Origin of the sequence: Ramlibacter sp. PS4R-6 (assembly GCF_037572775.1) — a bacterium.
Taxonomy (GTDB): Bacteria; Pseudomonadota; Gammaproteobacteria; order Burkholderiales; family Burkholderiaceae_C; genus Ramlibacter.
The window spans coordinates 3,782,223-3,800,218 of the sequence record NZ_JBBHKA010000001.1; the positions used below are offsets into that span (position 1 = coordinate 3,782,223).

Sequence of the window (17,996 nt, forward strand, 5' to 3'; positions counted from 1 at the left end):
GCGACAACGACCGCCCGAGGATACCGAAAACATGACGAGCCCCAGCGCACCGACCGGACCCTTCAAGGTGACGGCCCAGCCGAGCGGGCGCTCGTTCGAAGTCGAAGGTGGCGAGGCGATCCTGCCCGCCGCCATCCGCCAGGGCATCGGCATGCCCTACGGCTGCAAGGACGGCGCGTGCGGCTCGTGCAAGTGCAAGAAGCTCGAGGGCATCGTGGTGCACGGCACCCACCAGGCCAAGGCATTGAGCGCCGAGGAAGAAGCCGAGGGCTACATCCTCACCTGCTGCGGCGTGCCGCAGAGCGACGTCGTCATCTACTCCAAGCAGGTCACCGACGAGAGCGCCTTCCCCGTGCGCAAGATGCCCTCGCGCGTGCTGTCGATGGAGCGGCGCTCGCCCGACGTCGTGGTGCTGCGCATGCAGCTGCCCGCCAACGACACCATGCGCTTCCACGCGGGCCAGTACGTCGAGTTCATCCTGCGCGACGGCGCGCGCCGCAGCTACTCGATGGCCAATGCGCCGCACCGGCTGATGCAGGAGACAGGCCCGGGCACCAGCGCGCCGGTGATCGAGCTGCATATCCGCCACATGCCCGGCGGCAAGTTCACCGACCACGTGTTCACGGCGATGAAGGAAAAGGAGATCATGCGCGTCGAAGGGCCGTACGGCAGCTTCTACCTGCGCGAGGACTCGGACAAGCCCATCGTGCTGCTCGCATCGGGCACCGGCTTCGCACCGATCAAGGCCGTGATCGAACACCTGCAGTTCAAGGGCATCCAGCGCCCGGCCACGCTGTACTGGGGCGGCCGCCGCCCGGCGGACCTGTACCTGGACGACTGGGTGAAGGCGCAGCTCGCGCAGATGCCGACGCTGCAGTACGTGCCCGTCATCTCCAACGCGCTGCCCGAGGACAACTGGACCGGCCGCACGGGCTTCGTGCACAAGGCGGTGATGGAAGACTTCCCCGACCTCTCGGGCCACCAGGTGTATGCCTGCGGCGCGCCCATCGTGGTCGACTCCGCGCGCGAGCAGTTCAGCGCGCAGTGCAAGCTGCCCCCCGACGAGTTCTACGCCGACGCCTTCACGAGCGAGTCGGACAAGCACGGCAAGACCGCATGATCCAAAGACGCCCCTTCCTTCTCGCGGCCGCGAGCGCCCTCGCCCTGCCCGCCTTCGCGCAACAGCGCCCCATCCGCCTGGTCGTCCCGTACGCCGCCGGCGGCCCCATCGACGTCACCGCGCGCCTGCTCGCCGAACGCGTCAAGGATTCGCTGGGCACCCTCATCATCGACAACAAGCCCGGCGGCGGCGGCAACATCGGCGCCGACATCGTGGCCAAGGCGCCGCCCGACGGCCTCACCATCGGCATCTCGGCCGTCGCGACGCACGCGATCAACCCGTGGCTGTTCGCGAAGATGCCGTACGACGCGGTGAAGGACTTCACGCCGATCACGCAGATGGTCCGCGTGCCCAACGTGCTGGTCATGAACGCGGAGACGGCCGCGCGCCTGAAGATCAACTCGGTGCGCGACCTCGTCGCGTACGCCAAGGCCAACCCGGCCAAGCTCAACTACGGCAGCGGCGGCAACGGCAGCGCGGGGCACCTCGCCGGCGAGATGTTCAAGAGCGGCGCGGGCATCTTTGCCGTGCACATCCCCTACAACGGCGGCAACCCGGCGCAGCTGGCGCTGCTGTCGGGCCAGGTCGACTTCAACTTCGACAACCTCGCCACCGCGGCGCCGAACATCCGGGCGGGCAAGCTGAAAGCTCTCGCCGTCACCACGCTCAACCGTTCGCCTGCGCTGCCCGACGTCCCACCCGTGGCCGACACCGTCAAGGGGTTCGCGATCGACACCTGGTGGGGACTCGTCGGCCCCGCGGGCATGCCCGCGGACCTCGTCGCGAAATACAACGCCGCGTTCGTTGCTGCACTGCAATCGCCTGAAGCGAGGACGCGCTTCGGCGCGCTGATGGCCGAGCCCGTGTGGAATACGCCACAGGAATTCGGCCGCTTCATGCAATCCGAGCTCGTGAAATACGAAAAAGTTGTGAAGCTTTCCGGCGCCAAGGTCGACTGACCCTAAGCAGTCTCTCCGACACCGCGTGTGCGGTTTGTCCTACAAACGGCCGGGCTGCTGCTGACCTACAACGTGCCTCAGCAGCAGGGAAGAAGGAGACAGCCATGGGCATCGCGCGCAGGGTTTTCGCATCCGTCATCCTCCTCGCGGCCGGCATCGTGCAGGCCCAGCAGCAGGAGGCTGCCTCTCCCTATTCGCTCGGCCTGGCCGTGAGCCGCGCGCCCATCGGGCTCAAGGACCTGAGCGTCGTCGGCCGTGCGCAGGTGGCCTCCTTCACCGCATTCGGCAAGCTGGGGACGACCACCGCGTCACGCCCCGATGCACCGCTGACCGGCCTGTCCACGCTAGCGGTGCCGCTGCAGGAAACCGCGCCGGGGATGTCCTGGGGCGGCGGGGTCAGCTGGGACTTCTCACCGCGCCTGACGGCCACCTTCGAGTGGATTTCCTACGACCTGCGCATGTCCACGGGGCTCGTGCGGTCGACGAACCTGGGGCTGCAATACAAGTACTGAGCGGCGCTACTCGCCCAGGTAGGCGGCCCGCACCTTCGGGTCGTTGAGCATCGCCTTGCCTTCGCCGCTCATGGTGATGAGCCCGGACTCCATCACGTAGCCGCGGTTGGCGATGTCCAGCGCGCGCGCCGCGTTCTGCTCGACCAGCAGCACCGTCACGCCCTGCGCGTACACGTCGCGCACCACCTCGAAGATCTTGTCGACCATGATGGGCGACAGGCCCATCGACGGCTCGTCCATCAGCAGCACCTTCGGCCGGCTCATGAGCGCGCGGCCCATCGCGAGCATCTGCTGCTCGCCGCCCGACAGCGTGCCCGCGAGCTGCTCGCGGCGTTCCTTCAGGCGCGGGAAGATGCCGTACACCTTGTCCATGTCCGCCGCGATGCCCTCCTTGTCGCTGCGGATGTGCGCGCCCATCAGCAGGTTCTCGGCAATGGTCATGCGGGTGAAGATGCCGCGGCCTTCCGGCACCATGGCCAGGCCTTCCTTCACCAGTTCCCAGGGGCCGCGGCCCTTGATGCTGCGCCCCAGGTATTCGATGTCGCCGCCGGCCAGCGGCAGCGAGCCCGTGATGGCCTTCATCGTGGTGGTCTTGCCGGCGCCGTTGGAGCCGATGAGCGAAACGAGCTCGCCCTCGCGCACCTCGAAATCCACGCCCTTGACGGCCTGGATGCCGCCGTAGGCCACCTTCACGCCGCTCACCTTCAGGAGCACGTTGCTCATTCTTCGTCCCCCGCGGTGGCGGCCGCGGGCGCGCCCGCGACGTAGCTGTGGCCCAGGTAGGCCTCGATCACCTTCTCGTTGCGCTGCACGTCGTAGGGCGAGCCCTGCGCGATCGACTTGCCGTAGTCCAGCACGGTGACGCTGTCGCACAGGCCCATCACCAGCTTCACGTCGTGCTCGATCAGCAGGATGGTGCTGCCGTCGTTGCGGATGCGGTCGATCAGCTCGCGCAGCTGCACCTTCTCGGTGGCGTTCATGCCGGCCGCCGGCTCGTCGAGCGCAATCAGCTGCGGGTCGGTCGCCAGCGCGCGAGCGATCTCCAGGCGGCGTTGGTCGCCATACGAGAGCGTGCGCGCCTTGTAATCCGTATAGCCCGGGATGCCGACATAGTCGAGCAGCTCCTGCGCGCGCTTGGCGATCGCTGCTTCCTCGTTCACGAAATGCTTCGTGCGGAACATCGCGCCCATGAGGCCCGACTCCGTGCGGATGTGGCGGCCGACCATCACGTTCTCGAGCGCCGTCATCTCGGCAAAGAGCCGGATGTTCTGGAAGGTGCGCGCGATGCCGGCCTTGGCCACCTCGTGCACCGCGCTCGGCACGTAGGGCTTGCCGGCGAGCTCGAAACTGCCGCTGTCGGCGGTGTACAGCCCGGTGATCACGTTGAAGAAGGTCGTCTTGCCGGCGCCGTTCGGGCCGATCAGGCCGTAGACCTGGCCGCGCTCGATGGTGAGCCCGACGTCGGAGAGCGCCTGCAGGCCCCCGAAGCGCTTGGATACGCCGCTGACGCGAAGGACGGTTTCAGCCATGCCGCTCACCTCACTTCGACGCCGGCTGCTGCTGCAGCGACTTGCCGTGTTCCGGCGTGGGCCAGATGCCGCGCGGACGCAGCAGCATCACGATGATCATCGCCAGCGCGATCAGCAGCTGGCGCAGGATGGCGGGGTCGAGCCGCCCGCCGGAGATCGCCTGCAGGTCGAAGATGCCCGACACCCAGCGCAGCACTTCCGGCAGCGAGGACAGCAGCACCGCGCCGAGGATCACGCCCGGCAGGTGGCCGATGCCGCCCAGCACCACCATCGCGACGATCATGATCGACTCGGTCAGCGAGAACGACTCGGGCGAGACGAAGCCCTGGAAGGCCGCGAACATCGAGCCGGAGATGCCGCCGAAGGTGGCGCCCATGCCGAACGCCAGCAGCTTCATGTTGCGCGTGTTGATGCCCATGGCCTTGGCCGCGATCTCGTCCTCGCGGATCGCCATCCAGGCGCGGCCGATGCGCGACAGTTCCAGGCGGTGGCAGATGATCACGGACAGGACCACCAGCACGAGGAACAGGTAGTAGTAGTTGGTGACCGCCGAGATGTCGAAGCCGAAGACCTCGTGGCGCTTGCCGAGGTTGATGCCGGGGATGCCCAGCCAGTCGAACTTGAACAGCGTGATCGCGTCGATCTGGCCCAGGCCCTTGGGGCCGTTGGTGAGGTTCACCGGGTGGTCCAGGTTGTTCAGGAACACGCGGATGATCTCGCCGAAGCCGAGCGTGACGATGGCGAGGTAGTCGCCGCGCAGCTTCAGCGTGGGCGCGCCCAGCAGGATGCCGAAGATGCCCGCCAGCGCCGCGGCCATCGGGATGATCATCCACACCGACGTGTGCAGGCCCTGCGGGAACATGCGCGCGAACCAGGGGAAGTTCTCGGACAGGTGCGGCGAGGCCATCAGGCCGTACATGTAGGCGCCGATCGCGAAGAACGCGACGTAGCCCAGGTCCAGCAGGCCCGCATAGCCCACCACGATGTTCAGGCCCAGCGCGAGCAGCACGTAGAGCAGCGCGATGTCGGCGATGCGCACCCAGAAGTTGCCGGCGTACTGCAGCAGCAGCGGCAGGATGCACAGCGCGAGCGCGCCCAGTGCGTAGACGACGTACTTGTTCTGGCGGTTGATGAAGTCCATGGCCTCGTCCTCCTCAGGCGCGGTCCGCGACGCGTTCGCCCAGCAGGCCGGAAGGCCGCAGCGTGAGCACGCCGATGAGCACGATGAACGCGAAGATGTCCGAGTAGTGGCTGCCGAGCACGCCGCCGGTCAGCGCGCCGATGTAGCCCGAGCCGATCGACTCGATGAGGCCGAGCAGCACGCCGCCCACCACGGCGCCCGCGAGGTTGCCGATGCCGCCGAACACCGCGGCGGTGAAGGCCTTCAGGCCAGGCAGGAAGCCCATGGTGTGCTGGACCGTGCCGTAGTTCGAGGCCCACATGATGCCGGCAATGGTCGCGAGGATCGCGCCGATGATGAAGGTGGCCGAGATCACCATGTCGGGCTTGACGCCCATGAGCGCGGCGACGCGAGGGTTCTCGGCGGTGGCGCGCATCGCGCGGCCCAGGCGGGTGAAGTTCACCACGTAGGTCAGCACCGCCAGCGACACCACCGTGAGCACCAGCGCCATGATCTGCGTCGTCGTCACCACCGCGCCGCCGAACTCGTACGGGCCGCCGGGCAGCAGGTTGGGGTAGGACTTGTAGTTCGGCTTCCAGATGATCATCGCCAGCGTCTGCAGCAGGATCGACATGCCGATGGCGGTGATCAGCGGCGCGAGCTTGGGGCTGTTGCGCAGCGGCCGGTAAGCCACCTTCTCGATCACGAAGTTGAGCGCCGCCGCGACCACGCAGGAGATGATGAGGGCCACCGCCAGCAGCAGCCAGCCGGGAATGCCGGGCATGGACTCCTGCGCGGTGACGATGATCGACCAGCTGGTCACCGCGCCGACCATCAGCACTTCGCCATGCGCGAAGTTGATCAGGTTGATGATGCCGTACACCATCGTGTAGCCCAGGGCCACGAGGGCGTACATGCTTCCGAGCACCAGACCGTTGATGATCTGCTGGAGCAAGACATCCATTTGGGTTTCTCCGCCTGTTGTACGTCGTCGCTAATTAGCAAAAAACCCGCCAGCGGGCGCTGGGGCGGGTTCGATTGCGCGGGATTGTAGCCAGCGCTCCTGACGGCCCGCCGTCCCGCCGTCCCGGGTTTTCCCTCGATACGCGGGCGTTCCAGCCTTCTTTCAACGCCTATCAGCGTTCCTGATCGTCGCGCTTCCTCAGCTCACGCAGGCGTTCCGCGATGCGCATCTCGAGACCCCGTTCCACGGGCCGGTAGAACTGCTGCGGCTCCATCGCGTCGGGGAAGTACTTCTCGCCCGCCGCGTACCCGCCTTCCTCGTCGTGGGCATAGCGATAGCCCTTGCCGTAGTCGAGGTCCTTCATCAGGCGCGTCGGCGCGTTGCGCAAATGTAGCGGCACCGGGCGCGTGCCGTCTTCGCGAATCCATGCTTTTGCTTCATTGAATGCCACATAGACGGCATTGGACTTGGGCGCCATCGCCAGATAAATGACGCATTCGGCCAGCGCCAGTTCGCCCTCGGGCGAGCCCAGGCGCTCGTACACCTCCGCGGCGTCGAGGGCCAGGCGCAGCGCGCGCGGGTCGGCCAGGCCGATGTCCTCGGCCGCCATGCGCACCATGCGCCGCGCCATGTAGCGCGGGTCGGCGCCACCGTCGAGCATGCGCATCAGCCAGTAGAGCGACGCGTCGGGGTCGGAGCCGCGCACCGACTTGTGCAGCGCGCTGATCGTGTCGTAGAACTGCTCGCCGCCCTTGTCGTAGCGGCGCATGCGCTCGCCCAGCACCTTCAGCAGCCACTCGTCGGTGATCTCGCCGACCTTCTCCTTCTTCGCGGCGACGTCCAGCGTCTCCAGCGTGTTCAGGAGGCGCCGGGCATCGCCGTCGGCATAAGCCACGAGCCGGTCCAGCGCCGCCTGTTCCACCGGCGGCACGGCGGCGAGGGCTTGCGCCTTGCCGACGATCTGCTTCAGGTCGTCTTCGGTGAGCGGCTGCAGCACGTAGACCACGGCGCGCGACAGCAGCGCCGAGTTCACCTCGAACGAGGGGTTCTCCGTGGTCGCGCCGATGAAGGTGAACAGGCCCGACTCGACGTGCGGCAGGAACGCGTCCTGCTGGCTCTTGTTGAAGCGGTGCACCTCGTCGACGAAGACGATGGTGCTTTGCTGCTGCAGGCCGTCGCGTGCGCGCGTGGCGGCCTCCACCGCATCGCGGATGTCCTTCACGCCGCCCAGCACGGCGCTGATCTGGATGAACTGCGCATCGAACGCATCGGCCATCAGGCGGGCGATGGTGGTCTTGCCCGTGCCCGGCGGCCCCCACAGGATGCAGCTGTGGGGCCGGCCTGATTCGAAGGCGATGCGAAGCGGCTTGCCTTCACCCAGCAGGTGCTGCTGGCCGATCACTTCGCCCAGCGACTTGGGCCGCAGGCGTTCGGCAAGGGGGACGGGGATGGCTTTGGCCACGGCCTCGAATATAGTCCCGGCCCATGGAATCCCAGGTCTGGTCCGCGCTCTCGGCCCTCGCCGGCGCGCTCGTTGGCGGCGGCATGAGCTGGCTGCTCAACCGCCAACAGTTCGACAACCAGCTGAAGCTCGCGCGCGAGCAGCACCGCACCGAGTTCATGGCCGAGGAAACGGCGCGGGCCCTGCTGTCGCACAAGGGCTTCACCGACCGCTCGTTCGAAACCCTGCAGCGCCACCTGGGCGGCTTCGAGGACGACGAGCTGCGCAAGATCCTGGTGCGCGCCGGCGCGATGCGCATCTACCGCGACGACGGCAGCGAGTGGTGGCGCCTCGTGTCGCGCATGGACGAATTCATCGAGAGGAAGGACCTCGAGCGCGTCGCGCGCGAGATCTGACGCCGCGCCTCATTGCTTGACGACGGCCGCGCCCTGTGGCGGCTTGAACTGGAAGCGCTCGGCGGGTACCTGCGCGTTCAGCTCCATCTTGTCGAAGGTGATCTGCGAGCGCTGGCCGAAGCCGTCGGTGATCTCCAGCCTGGCCAGCTCGTTGCCGCGAAAGCCCAGCGCCATCGCGCGCAGCTGGCCTTCCTTGTTCTTCGGCGTGGCCTGCACCCATTGCAGGCCGTCCTTGTCGGGCGCGGCCTGCAGGTCGAAGTCCTTCTTCAGCGTCGCGAGGTCGGGCGCGGAGGCGATGAGCGCCGCCGGCGTGGAGCCCAGCACCGCGTCCTGCTTGCGTGCGGTCACCTGGTTCAGGTCGACGTCGTGCAGCCACAGCGTCTGGCCGTCGGCCACGATCACCTGCTCGAAAGGCTTCTTGTAGTCGAAGCGGAATTTGTTGGGGCGCGCGAATTCGAAGCTGCCCGTGGAATTGCGCGTGCGGGCGGGCTGGCCCTCGCGCTGGGGGCCGGTCACCACTTGCGTGAAGGTGGCGCGGCCGGTCTTGGCGTTCTTGATGAAGGCTTCGAGCGCGTCGAGGCCGCTGGCGTGCGCGGCGCAGGCGGCCAGCGCGAGGACGGCGGCAAGGATCTTCGTTTTCATGGCGCCATTGTCTCCTCAGCCATGTGAAGGCCGCGTCAGCGCAGGCCGACGGATCGATTCAGCCGTGAGCGCTTGTTACTCGGCGTGGCGGTTCGGCGCGAGGATCTCGCGCTGGCCGCTGGTGCTCATCGCGCTCACGAGCCCCGCCTTCTCCATGTCCTCGACGAGGCGCGCCGCGCGGTTGTAGCCGATCTTCAGGTGGCGCTGCACCAGCGAGATGCTGGCCTTGCGGTTCTTCAGCACCACTTCCACGGCCTGGTCGTACATCGGGTCCTTCTCGCCGGTCGCGCCGCCTTCGCCGCCCAGCAGGTCGCCGTCGTCGTCGACGGTGCCGCCCTCGAGCACGCCCTCGATGTAGTTCGGCTCGCCCTGCGACTTGAGGTAGCCGACGACGCGGTGCACTTCCTCGTCGCTGACGAACGCGCCGTGCACCCGCACCGGGAAACCGGTGCCCGCGGGCAGGTACAACATGTCGCCCATGCCGAGCAGCGCCTCGGCGCCCATCTGGTCGAGGATGGTGCGGCTGTCGATCTTGCTCGACACCTGGAACGCGATGCGCGTGGGGATGTTGGCCTTGATCAGGCCCGTGATCACGTCGACGCTGGGGCGCTGCGTCGCGAGGATCAGGTGGATGCCGGCCGCGCGCGCCTTCTGCGCCAGGCGCGCGATCAGCTCCTCGATCTTCTTGCCCACCACCATCATCAGGTCGGCGAGTTCGTCGATGACGACGACGATGTGCGGCAGGCGCTCGAGCGGCTCGGGCTCCTCGGGCGTGAGGCTGAACGGGTTCGGGATCGATTGCCCCTTGGCCTTGGCGTCGTCGATCTTGCTGTTGTAGCCGGCCAGGTTGCGCACGCCGAGCTTCGACATGAGCTTGTAGCGCCGCTCCATCTCGCCGACGCACCAGTTCAGGCCGTGCGCGGCCTGCCGCATGTCGGTGACCACGGGCGCCAGCAGGTGCGGGATGCCTTCGTAGACCGACATCTCCAGCATCTTGGGGTCGATCATCAGCAGGCGCACGTCGCGCGCCTCGGCCTTGTACAGCAGCGACAGGATCATCGCGTTGATGCCTACCGACTTGCCGGCGCCGGTCGTGCCCGCGACGAGCACGTGCGGCATCTTCGCGAGGTCCGCCACCACCGGGTTGCCGACGATGTCCTTGCCCAGGCCCATGGTGAGCATGGAGCGCGCTTCGTTGTAGACCTGCGAGCCGAGGATCTCCGACAGCTTGATCGACTGGCGCTTGGCGTTGGGCAGTTCCAGCGCCATGTAGTTCTTGCCGGGGATGGTCTCGATCACGCGGATGGACACCAGCGACAGCGAGCGCGCCAGGTCCTTCGCGAGGTTGACGATCTGCGAGCCCTTCACGCCCGTCGCGGGTTCGATCTCGTAACGCGTGATCACGGGGCCGGGCTGCGCCAGCACCACGCGCACGTCCACGCCGAAGTCCTTGAGCTTCTTCTCGATCAGGCGCGAGGTCATCTCCAGCGTTTCGGACGCCACGGTTTCCTGGCGCGACGCCGCGTTGTCCAGCAGGTCCACCTGCGGCAGCTTGGAGTCCGGAAGGTCCGAGAACAGCGGCTTTTGCCGCTCCTTCGCCACGCGCTCGCTGCGCGGCACGTCGACGACGACCGGTTCGATCAACACCGGCGCCGGGTGATGCTCGGCGATCTCCGTGCGCTCGACTTCGACGACTTCCTCGCGCTCGCGCGCGGCGGCCTGGCCGAAGGCGATGTCCTGCGCCCGTTCGCGCTTTTCGCGCCGCGCCTCGATGAAGCCGTCGATGCGGGCGCCGATGGCCTCGGCCACCGTGCTCCACGAAAAGCGGAAGACCACCGCCATGCCCAGAACGGCCAGCGCGACGAACACGAGCCCCGAGCCGGCGAATCCCAGCCACTTCACGCCGGCGGGGCCGACGACCCATCCGAGCGCGCCGCCCGCGTGGTCCGGCAACCGGGCTTCGAAGCGGTACAGGCGCGACCATTCGAGCGCCGTGCTGGCGCACAGCAGCACCGCCAGGCCCACCCAGAAAGCGACGCGCGTGCGGGTCCACCCCTTGGCGACGCGCTCTTCACCGCGCATCCAGCGCGCCAGCGTGGACAGCCACGCGCGCAACGCCGCGGCCAGGCACCACCAGGCGGAAAAGCCGAGCAGGAAATAGCTGGCGTCGGCGACCCAGGCGCCCAGCCGCCCGCCCCAATTGCGTGCGGGCCCGCCCGCGCCCGACGTGGAAAAGGCGGCGTCCTGTGCCGAGTAGCTCAGGAGCGCCAGGAACCAGAAGACGATGGCGACGAGGCCCAGGACCAGGGCAATCTCGTGGGCGAAGCGCCCCACCCCGCCCTTGTTCGCTGCGGGCATCCCGCCCGCGCCGGAGAGAGTGTTCAGCGAATAGGTCATCAACCCGGATTGTCTATCCGAGCGTGGTCAGCCGATCCTTGATCAACATCGAACCGTCTTCCCGTGTCTCGATGAAGCCACGGTCTTCCAGGTCCTTCATGACGCGGCTGACCATTTCGCGCGACGCGCCGACCATCTTGGCGATGTCCTGGCGGGAAATGCGCTCGCGGATCGTCGGCTGGCCGTCCTTGTCGGGCGACGCGAACTCCAGCAGGGCGCGGGCGACGCGGCCGTACACGTCCATCAGCGCCAGCGATTCGATCTTGCGGTCGGCCTGGCGCAGGCGCTGCACCAGCCCCTTCATGATCGCGTAGGCCATCGAGCTGTTCTCGGGCAGGCAGCGCGCGAACTCCGCGCGGCCCAGGGCCAGCATGTCCGTCTGCACCTCGGCGCGCACGGTGGCCGAATGGGGCTCGTTGTCGATGAGGCTCATCTCGCCGATGTAGTCGCCGGGGTTGAGCGTGGCCAGGATGACCTCGCGGCCGCGCTTGTCGGAGGTGACCACGCGCACCCGGCCGGTGAGGATGATGAAGAGCGTGTTGGACTTCTCGCCCTGCTCGACGATGATCTCGCCGCGCTTGAAGCGGCGCTTGACGACTGCATCCGCGACCGCTTCCGCCTGGTTCGCTGTCAGCAAGGCGAACAGCGGGACCCGGCGAATCAGTTCCAGATTGGACAGCATCGACATCTCAAGACATCCCTTCTGCGAGGACTACTGATGGCTTCTTACAATCGCAGCGATTGAAACGTGCAAGGCGCTCCGCCCGACTGCGGGGTTGATACTTGCAACGGCGGCCCGACTTTACACGGTCCGTGCTGTTTATCACACAGGTTTTTCACGATGCCAAGCACCCAACACGCCAAAGTCCTGATCCTCGGTTCCGGCCCCGCCGGCTACACCGCGGCGGTCTACGCTGCGCGCGCCAACCTCAGCCCGATGCTCGTCACCGGCATCGCCCAGGGCGGCCAACTCATGACGACCACCGACGTCGACAACTGGCCCGCGGACGCGATGGGCGTGCAGGGCCCCGAGCTGATGCAGCGCTTCCTCGAACACGCCGAGCGCTTCAAGACGCAGATCGTCTTCGACCACATCAACGCGGTCGATTTCTCGAAGCGCCCGTTCACCCTCAAGGGCGACAGCGGGGAATACACCTGCGACTCCCTCATCATCGCGACCGGCGCATCGGCCAAGTACCTCGGCCTGCCTTCGGAACAAGCCTTCATGGGCAAGGGCGTGTCCGGCTGCGCCACCTGCGACGGCTTCTTCTACCGCGGCCAGGTCACCTGCGTGATCGGCGGCGGCAACACCGCCGTCGAAGAGGCGCTGTACCTGTCGAACATCGCGAGCAAGGTGTACCTCGTGCACCGGCGCGACAAGTTCCGCGCCGAGCCGATCCTCATCGACAAGGTGATGGACAAGGTCAAGGAAGGCAAGATCGAGCTCAAGCTCTTCAAGACGCTCGACGAGGTGCTGGGCGACAAGACCGGCGTGACCGGCATCCGGCTGAAGGACGCGAACACGGGCACCACCGAGGACCTGCAGCTGCAAGGCTGCTTCATCGCCATCGGCCACTCGCCCAACACCGACATCTTCAAGGGCCAGCTGGAGATGAAGGACGGCTACATCATCACGAAGTCCGGCCTTTCGGGCATGGCGACGATGACCAGCGTGCCGGGCGTCTTCGCCGCGGGCGACGTGCAGGACCATGTGTACCGCCAGGCCATCACCAGCGCGGGGACGGGCTGCATGGCCGCCCTGGACGCCCAGCGGTTCCTGGAACAGCAGGGCTGAGCCCGGCTTGCTATAATCGCGGGCTCGGCCGGATTCAACCCGGCCTTCATGGGTTACCGCCACCCTTCCTGGCGAGGTGAGGCTTCCCGGTCACGGGCGGCCGTTGAAAAGAAAGCAGAGTGCTTCATGGCACGCGTATGTGAAGTGACGGGCAAGGGCCCGATGGTGGGGAACAACGTCTCCCACGCCAACAACAAGACCAAGCGCCGGTTCCTGCCGAACCTGCAATACCGCCGTTTCTGGGTCGAGACCGAAAACCGCTGGGTTCGCCTGCGTGTTTCGAGCGCCGCGCTGCGCCTCATCGACAAGAACGGCATCGACAGCGTGCTGGCGGACATGCGTGCCCGCGGCCAGGCCTAAAGGAGCACCGACATGGCAAGCAAAGGCGGACGCGAGAAGATCAAGCTGGAGTCCACGGCGGGCACCGGCCATTTCTACACGACGAGCAAGAACAAAAAGACGATGCCCGAGAAGATGTCGATCATGAAGTTCGACCCGAAGGCCCGCAAGCACGTCGAGTACAAAGAGACCAAGCTGAAGTGACACGGCGATAGCCGTGTCATCCCGGCGCAGGCCGGGATCCAGAAAAAAGCCCCGCATCGCGGGGCTTTTTCTTTGTGCCAGCTCTCGTCAGGCGTGCGCCATGCGCAGCTTCATCGAGAACTGCTGCAGGTGCGACACGCCGCTGTCCTCGGCGCGGCGGCACCAGGCCTGCAGGTCGACGGCCAGCTGCTCGCGCGACTGCGAGGTGTTCAGCCACATCTGGCGCAGCTCTTCGCGCATGGCGAGCATCTTGTCCAGCGCCGGGTGGGCGGCGCGGGCCTGCTGGATCTGCGGGCGGGCCGAGGCCGGCACGCGGTCCTCGTCGCGGTGCATCCAGCGCCGGACCGACTTGAGCCCGGAGGAATCGGCACGCCTGGCCTTCAGCGCGGCGATCTCGGCCTTGCACGCACGCTTCATTTCGCGGGCATAGGCGGCCATCACCTCGTAGCGGTTGGCGATCAGGGCCTCGAGCGTCTTCTCGTCGGCCACCGGCTTGATCTCTCCCAGCTGCAGCTTCGGCGGCACCTTCTTGACCTTGGCCCAGCCGAGCTTTTCCATCGCGCGGATGTAGACCCAGCCCAGGTCGAACTCGTAGCTCTTGACCGAGAACTTGGCGCTCGTCGGGTAGGTGTGGTGGTTGTTGTGCAGCTCCTCGCCGCCGATCAGGATGCCCCAGGGCGAGATGTTCGTGGACGCGTCCGGCGCCTCGAAGTTGCGGTAGCCCCAGTAGTGGCCGATGCCGTTGATGACGCCGGCGGCCGTGATCGGGATCCACAGCATCTGCACGGCCCACACGGCCGCGCCGACGCCGCCGAACAGCGCCAGGTCCAGCAGCAGCATCAGGCCCACGCCCTGCCAGCTGTAGCGCGAGTACAGGTTGCGCTCGAGCCAGTCGTTGGGGGTGCCGTGGCCGAACTTGGCCATGGTCTCGGGGTTCTTGGCCTCGTCGCGGTACAGCTCGGCGCCGCGCCACAGCACGGTTTCGATGCCGCGCGTCTGCGGGCTGTGGGGGTCTTCCTCCGTCTCGCACTTGGCGTGGTGCTTGCGGTGGATGGAGACCCACTCCTTGGTCACCATGCCGGTGCCCAGCCAGAGCCAGAAGCGGAAGAAATGCGACGGGATGGGCCCGAGGTCCATCGCGCGGTGCGCCTGCGCACGGTGCAGGAAGATCGTCACGGCGGCGATCGTGATGTGCGTGGTGGCCAGCGTGTACAGCACGACCTGCCACCAAGTCAGGTTCCACAGGCCATTGCCGAGCCAGTCGATCGCGGCGGCCAGGACAGGCCAGTCGGGAAGCATCAAGGGTGTCTCTCTTTGTCGGTATTGCAAGCGCCGGGCAGCGCTCAGCCGGTCATTTTAAGCCGGGGGGTCCATTTGCAAGCCCTATTTCGCGGGCAGGTAATCAAATGGTTGTCGCTCGTCAATTTTTCACCCAGAGGGCGGCGAAGAACCCGTCCGTGCCACGGGTGTGCGGCCAAAGCCGTAAATATTGCTGGCCATCCCCACCGCCCGAAGTGAGCGACGACCCCTGCGCGACCTTCAGATTGGACAGGACTTCGCCTGCCGCGAGTGGGCTGAACTCCCTATTTGCCCCGGTGAAGGCCTCGGCGATGGCCTCGTTTTCCTGCGGCAGGACGCTGCAGGTGGCATAGAGCAGGCGGCCGCCCGGCTTGAGCAGGCGGGCGGCGCTTTGCAGGATCGCGGCCTGTTTCACCGTCATCTCCTCCACCGACTGGGGCGACTGGCGCCATTTCAGGTCGGGATTGCGGCGCAGCGTGCCCAGCCCCGAGCACGGGGCATCCACGATGACGCGGTCAATCTTCCCGGCCAGGCGCTTGACGCGCTCGTCGCGTTCGTTGGCGATGGCGGCGGGGTAGACGTTGGACAGCTTGCTGCGCGCGAGCCGCGGCTTGAGCGCGTCGAGCCGGTGCGCCGAGGTGTCGAAGGCATACAGGCGGCCGGTGTTGCGCATCGAAGCGCCGATCGCCAGCGTCTTGCCGCCCGCGCCCGCGCAGAAGTCGACCACCATCTCGCCGCGCTTCGCGTCGAGCAGCAAGGCCAGCAGCTGGGAGCCCTCGTCCTGCACCTCGATCGCGCCGCGCGCGAACGCGTCGAGCTTGTTGACCGCCGGCTTGCCCTCCAGCCGCAGGCCCCAGGGCGAATACGGCGTGGCCTGCGCCTGCAGGCCGGCCAGCTTCAGCTCCTTCTGCACGTCCTCGCGCTTGTCGGTGAGCGCGTTCACGCGCAGGTCCAGCGGCGCCGGCTCGTTCAGCGCCTCGACCAGCGCCCAGAAGCCGTCACCCACCTGCTGCTTCAGGGGCGCCACCAGCCACTCCGGCAGGTTGTGGCGATGGCGCTCCAGCAGGTCCTTCGTGTCGATCGCGTCGCACTGGTCGATCCATTCGCGCTCCTGCGGCGACAGCGCCGACTTGAGGAAGTCGCGGTCGCCGTGGAATCCGAGGATCGCCATGCGCCGCTCGCGCGGGCCCATGCCCGAAGGCGCGAAATGGTCGAACAGAAGCTTCTTGCGCAGCACCGTGTAGACGGTCTCGGCAAGCGTGGCGCGTTCGCGCGGCCCGAGCGAGCGGTTGTCGCGGAAGTAGCGCGACACGACCGCATCGGCGGGATGGTCGAATTTCAGGACGCGGCCCACCAGTTCGGCGGACGCATCCAGCAAGGCTTTCGGATGCATCAGAGCGTGGGCAGCAGCTGCGCGATGGCGCGCGGGTAGAGGATGTGTTCCTGCGTGAGCACGCGCGCGGCCAGCGCCTGCGGCGTGTCGCCGGGCAGCACCGGCACCGCCGCCTGGTCGAGGATGGGCCCGAAGTCCAGGTCCTGCGTGACCTGGTGGATGGTTGCGCCGGCGAACCGGCAGCCCGCCTCGATCGCGCGCTGGTGGGTGTGCAGGCCCGGGAACGCGGGCAGCAGCGACGGGTGGATATTGATGAGCCGGCCGCGGTAGCGATCGACGAACGCGGGCGTGAGGATGCGCATGAAGCCCGCCAGCACCACCAGCGACGGCCGGTGCGCGTCGATGCGCAAGGCCAGCTGCGCATCGAAAGCCTCGCGCGATTCGAATTGCTTGTGGTCGACCACTTCGGTGGCGATGCCGTTGTCGCGCGCGACCGCCAGGCCGCCGGCGTCGGGCCGGTTGCTGACCACCGCGGCCACCTGCGCATCCAGGGTCTTGCGCCAGTTGCCCTGCTGGGCCGCGCGGACGATGGCCGCCATGTTCGAGCCACCGCCCGAAATGAGGATCACAATGTTCTTCATCGAGGCCGGGATTATCCGTGGCGCGCACTTGTCACGGCCCGGACACCGGCAATAGCACGACCGTGCTAATAATTCGCCCGACCACTGGAGACATCCGCCATGGACCTGGCATTCACCCCCGAAGAACAGAAATTCCGCGAGGAGATCCGCGCCTGGGTGCGCGACGCCTTGCCCAAGGACATCTCGCACAAGGTGCACAACGCGCTGCACCTGACGCGCGACGATCACCAGCGCTGGGCGAAGATCCTCGGCAAGAAAGGCTGGCTGGGCTACGGCTGGCCCAAGGAATTCGGCGGCCCCGGCTGGACCGCGATCCAGAAGCACCTGTTCGAGGAAGAACTGGCGCTGGCCGGTGCGCCGCGCGTGGTGCCGTTCGGCCCCGTGATGGTCGCGCCCGTGATCATGGCTTTCGGTTCGCCCGAGCAGCAGAAGCGCTTTCTGCCCGGCATCGCCAGCGGCGAAGTGTGGTGGAGCCAGGGCTACAGCGAACCCGGCTCGGGCTCCGACCTGGCGTCGCTCAAGACGCGCGCCGAGCGCAAGGGCGACAAGTACATCGTCAACGGCCAGAAGACCTGGACCACGCTGGCGCAGCACGGCGACTGGATGTTCAACCTGGTGCGCACGTCGAACGAAGGCAAGCCGCAGACGGGCATCTCCTTCCTGCTCGTGGACATGAAGTCGCCCGGCGTCACGGTACGGCCGATCATCATGCTCGACGGCGGGCATGAGGTGAACGAAGTGTTCTTCGACAACGTCGAGGTGCCCGCCGAGAACCTCATCGGCGAGGAGAACAAGGGCTGGACCTACGCCAAGCACCTGCTCTCGCACGAGCGCACCAACATCGCCGACGTGAACCGCGCCAAGCGCGAACTCGAGCGGGTCAAGCGCATCGCGAAAGCCGAGGGCGTGTACGACGACACGCGCTTCCGCGACGAGATCGCCAAGCTCGAAGTCGACATCGTCGCCCTCGAGATGCTCGTGCTGCGCGTCCTGTCCGCCGAGAAGTCGGGCAAGAACTCGCTGGACATCGCGGGCCTGCTCAAGATCAAGGGCAGCGAGATCCAGCAGCGCTATTCCGAATTGATGATGCTCGCCGCGGGCCCGTACTCGCTGCCCTTCATCCAGGAAGCCATGGAAGCCGGCTGGCAGGGCGAGTACGTGGGCGCGGCCCACGCCGCGCCGCTGGCCGCCACCTACTTCAACATGCGCAAGACCACCATCTACGGCGGCTCGAACGAAGTGCAACGCAACATCGTCGCGCAGACGGTGCTGGGCTGAGGAGAGG

19 protein-coding genes are annotated in these 17,996 nt (G+C 67.0%); 8 read left to right on the forward strand and 11 right to left on the reverse strand.

Annotated elements, in window-relative coordinates; genetic code table 11:
- Positions 1–31: 31 nt before the first annotated feature.
- From WG903_RS18865 to WG903_RS18875, 3 genes are all read left to right on the forward strand, one after another.
- Entirely contained in the window at positions 32–1,120 is a 1,089-nt protein-coding gene (locus WG903_RS18865) for a CDP-6-deoxy-delta-3,4-glucoseen reductase (protein WP_340078119.1), read from the forward strand.
- The gene (locus tag WG903_RS18870; RefSeq protein WP_340078120.1) at positions 1,117–2,079 is read left to right on the forward strand and encodes a Bug family tripartite tricarboxylate transporter substrate binding protein; all 963 of its coding nucleotides are present in this window, start codon (positions 1,117–1,119) and stop codon (positions 2,077–2,079) included. Before WG903_RS18865 ends, WG903_RS18870 begins: the two co-directional genes overlap by 4 nt.
- A gap of 104 nt (positions 2,080–2,183) precedes the next feature.
- Complete coding sequence (locus WG903_RS18875) at positions 2,184–2,591, forward strand: hypothetical protein (RefSeq protein WP_340078121.1); 408 nt, start codon at positions 2,184–2,186, stop codon at positions 2,589–2,591.
- Between the two features lie 6 nt (positions 2,592–2,597).
- Here WG903_RS18875 and WG903_RS18880 read toward each other — a convergent pair whose 3' ends face one another.
- The 5 genes from WG903_RS18880 to WG903_RS18900 form a co-directional block, all read right to left on the reverse strand.
- Positions 2,598–3,314: an ABC transporter ATP-binding protein gene (locus WG903_RS18880; RefSeq protein WP_340078122.1), complete on the reverse strand. Its 717-nt coding sequence runs from the start codon at positions 3,312–3,314 to the stop codon at positions 2,598–2,600.
- The gene (locus WG903_RS18885) at positions 3,311–4,120 is read right to left on the reverse strand and encodes an ABC transporter ATP-binding protein (protein WP_340078123.1); all 810 of its coding nucleotides are present in this window, start codon (positions 4,118–4,120) and stop codon (positions 3,311–3,313) included. Before WG903_RS18885 ends, WG903_RS18880 begins: the two co-directional genes overlap by 4 nt.
- A gap of 10 nt (positions 4,121–4,130) precedes the next feature.
- Positions 4,131–5,261: a branched-chain amino acid ABC transporter permease gene (locus WG903_RS18890; protein ID WP_340078124.1), complete on the reverse strand. Its 1,131-nt coding sequence runs from the start codon at positions 5,259–5,261 to the stop codon at positions 4,131–4,133.
- A gap of 13 nt (positions 5,262–5,274) precedes the next feature.
- Complete coding sequence (locus tag WG903_RS18895) at positions 5,275–6,204, reverse strand: branched-chain amino acid ABC transporter permease (RefSeq protein ID WP_340078125.1); 930 nt, start codon at positions 6,202–6,204, stop codon at positions 5,275–5,277.
- Between the two features lie 172 nt (positions 6,205–6,376).
- Entirely contained in the window at positions 6,377–7,666 is a 1,290-nt protein-coding gene (locus WG903_RS18900; RefSeq protein ID WP_340078126.1) for a replication-associated recombination protein A, read from the reverse strand.
- Between the two features lie 23 nt (positions 7,667–7,689).
- Between WG903_RS18900 and WG903_RS18905 the strand changes: the two genes are divergently transcribed.
- The gene (locus WG903_RS18905; RefSeq protein WP_340078127.1) at positions 7,690–8,061 is read left to right on the forward strand and encodes a hypothetical protein; all 372 of its coding nucleotides are present in this window, start codon (positions 7,690–7,692) and stop codon (positions 8,059–8,061) included.
- A 9-nt stretch (positions 8,062–8,070) separates the two neighbouring features.
- Here WG903_RS18905 and lolA read toward each other — a convergent pair whose 3' ends face one another.
- The 3 genes from lolA to WG903_RS18920 form a co-directional block, all read right to left on the reverse strand.
- Entirely contained in the window at positions 8,071–8,703 is a 633-nt protein-coding gene (gene lolA / locus WG903_RS18910) for an outer membrane lipoprotein chaperone LolA (protein ID WP_340078128.1), read from the reverse strand.
- A gap of 75 nt (positions 8,704–8,778) precedes the next feature.
- Complete coding sequence (locus WG903_RS18915; RefSeq protein ID WP_340078129.1) at positions 8,779–11,100, reverse strand: DNA translocase FtsK; 2,322 nt, start codon at positions 11,098–11,100, stop codon at positions 8,779–8,781.
- Positions 11,101–11,113: 13 nt separating this feature from the next.
- Positions 11,114–11,788, reverse strand: coding sequence for a Crp/Fnr family transcriptional regulator (locus WG903_RS18920; protein WP_340078130.1), 675 nt, complete (start codon positions 11,786–11,788; stop codon positions 11,114–11,116).
- A gap of 153 nt (positions 11,789–11,941) precedes the next feature.
- On the opposite strand from WG903_RS18920, the gene trxB reads away from it, so the two are divergent.
- The 3 genes from trxB to rpmG all read left to right on the forward strand — a co-directional run bounded on the left by trxB (position 11,942) and on the right by rpmG (position 13,438).
- Positions 11,942–12,895, forward strand: coding sequence for a thioredoxin-disulfide reductase (gene trxB / locus WG903_RS18925; protein ID WP_340078131.1), 954 nt, complete (start codon positions 11,942–11,944; stop codon positions 12,893–12,895).
- A 126-nt stretch (positions 12,896–13,021) separates the two neighbouring features.
- The gene (gene rpmB / locus WG903_RS18930; protein WP_340078132.1) at positions 13,022–13,255 is read left to right on the forward strand and encodes a 50S ribosomal protein L28; all 234 of its coding nucleotides are present in this window, start codon (positions 13,022–13,024) and stop codon (positions 13,253–13,255) included.
- A 12-nt stretch (positions 13,256–13,267) separates the two neighbouring features.
- A complete protein-coding gene (rpmG, locus tag WG903_RS18935) occupies positions 13,268–13,438 on the forward strand; it encodes a 50S ribosomal protein L33 (RefSeq protein ID WP_055899695.1) in 171 nt (56 codons plus the stop codon).
- An 87-nt stretch (positions 13,439–13,525) separates the two neighbouring features.
- On the opposite strand, the gene WG903_RS18940 is transcribed toward rpmG, so the two are convergent.
- The 3 genes from WG903_RS18940 to purN all read right to left on the reverse strand — a co-directional run bounded on the left by WG903_RS18940 (position 13,526) and on the right by purN (position 16,711).
- A complete protein-coding gene (locus tag WG903_RS18940; RefSeq protein ID WP_340078133.1) occupies positions 13,526–14,740 on the reverse strand; it encodes a DesA family fatty acid desaturase in 1,215 nt (404 codons plus the stop codon).
- A gap of 118 nt (positions 14,741–14,858) precedes the next feature.
- On the reverse strand, positions 14,859–16,130 hold the full coding sequence (locus WG903_RS18945; protein ID WP_340078134.1) for an RsmB/NOP family class I SAM-dependent RNA methyltransferase: 1,272 nt from the start codon (positions 16,128–16,130) through the stop codon (positions 14,859–14,861).
- Complete coding sequence (purN, locus tag WG903_RS18950) at positions 16,130–16,711, reverse strand: phosphoribosylglycinamide formyltransferase (protein ID WP_340078135.1); 582 nt, start codon at positions 16,709–16,711, stop codon at positions 16,130–16,132. The genes WG903_RS18945 and purN overlap by 1 nt, the downstream gene beginning before the upstream one ends.
- A gap of 99 nt (positions 16,712–16,810) precedes the next feature.
- On the opposite strand from purN, the gene WG903_RS18955 reads away from it, so the two are divergent.
- Positions 16,811–17,989 carry an acyl-CoA dehydrogenase family protein gene (locus WG903_RS18955; protein WP_340078136.1) on the forward strand — a complete coding sequence of 393 codons (1,179 nt, stop codon included), beginning with the start codon at positions 16,811–16,813 and terminating at the stop codon, positions 17,987–17,989.
- Positions 17,990–17,996 lie beyond the last annotated feature (7 nt).